The 1,031-nt window shown below is 71.6% G+C and carries 1 protein-coding gene and 1 pseudogene; both read right to left on the bottom strand.

The features are described 5' to 3' along the window. A pseudogene (locus tag ACZ5ON_RS36120) lies at positions 1–281 on the bottom strand (alpha/beta hydrolase); the annotation flags it as partial. Positions 282–573: 292 nt separating this feature from the next. Next, a partial coding sequence (locus ACZ5ON_RS36115; RefSeq protein ID WP_465601870.1) for an alpha/beta hydrolase occupies positions 574–1,031 on the bottom strand: 458 nt, incomplete at its 5' end.

Below are 1,031 nucleotides of genomic sequence, written 5' to 3'. Positions count from 1 at the left end.
CCGGGGTGGGCGGGGTAGTACATCGAGACCATGAGTTGGCGGGGGCCTGCGGAGGGGACCCAGGGGTCCGGGCGGTCCTGGTCGACGAGGTGCAGGATGTCGCGGCCGACCGCGTGCGGGCCCGTCGGGCGGGGCAGTTCGGGCGAGGTGAACGCCTTCGGGGCGGCGGCCGCGGTAGCCGCGGGAGTGGCGGAGGGTGCGGCAGAAGCCACCCCGGCGATCGGCAGCGGCAGGAGGAGCGCGAGCGCGGCGGCCGCGGCGGTGCGACGGATTCTGGTCATGGCAAGGACGGTAGATGGCCGGGGCGCCGTCTGACGTCCACTCAGCGGCGGATGTCGCTGTTACCCCTGAGGCGTAGAGCCATCATCAGTGAGAGGTACAGGACCCTTGGTGGATAGGGCATTTGGCGGACCGCCGGCTTCGATGTCCGCTGCCTGGCCGGTGTCTGCGGTTCGGCCGGTGTTCGCGGTTCGGGTGGCCGTGTTCGCAGTTCGGTGTGTTTTCACTCAACGGGCCGCCGGGCGGGCCGAGGTGGTGGCCCGCCCGGCGGCGGTCACGAGGTCGTACGTGCGGTCACGGGTGCTTGAAGGTGACCTCGGGGTTGGCGGGGGAGGGGCCGTCGAGCAGCGGCTGCGGGACGGCCTTCAGCTGGAGGTCGAAGAAGGCGGCGACGTAGCTGCGGGTGATCTCCTCCGAGCGGGGTGCGGAGATTCCGTTGGGGGTCGGCCTACCGGCTGCCGCAGCGAGGAGGTCCATGTCCGTGAAGCTGCTGTGGTCGGCGCCGGTGACGGCCAGCCAGCGCTTCCAGCCGTCCATGTTCGCCCAGGCTTTGCCCCAACTGCCGTCCTCACTGCCGGCGGTGTTGTCCTGTTGCTCGCCGAGTAGCAGGAAGGGGCGGCCGTGCAGTCCGGTGGCCGGCTCCGGCGCCCAGAAGCTGCCGTCCATGTTCACTCCGGCGCGGATCCGGTCGTCGGCGGCCATGGCGACGGAGGCGGCGTCGCCGCCGATGGAGTGCCCGGCCATGCCGATCC

It is taken from the genome of Kitasatospora sp. NPDC032150, assembly GCF_055579945.1.
The sequence above is the reverse complement of the archived record's forward strand: the minus strand, read 5'-3'. Positions and strand labels throughout refer to the sequence as shown.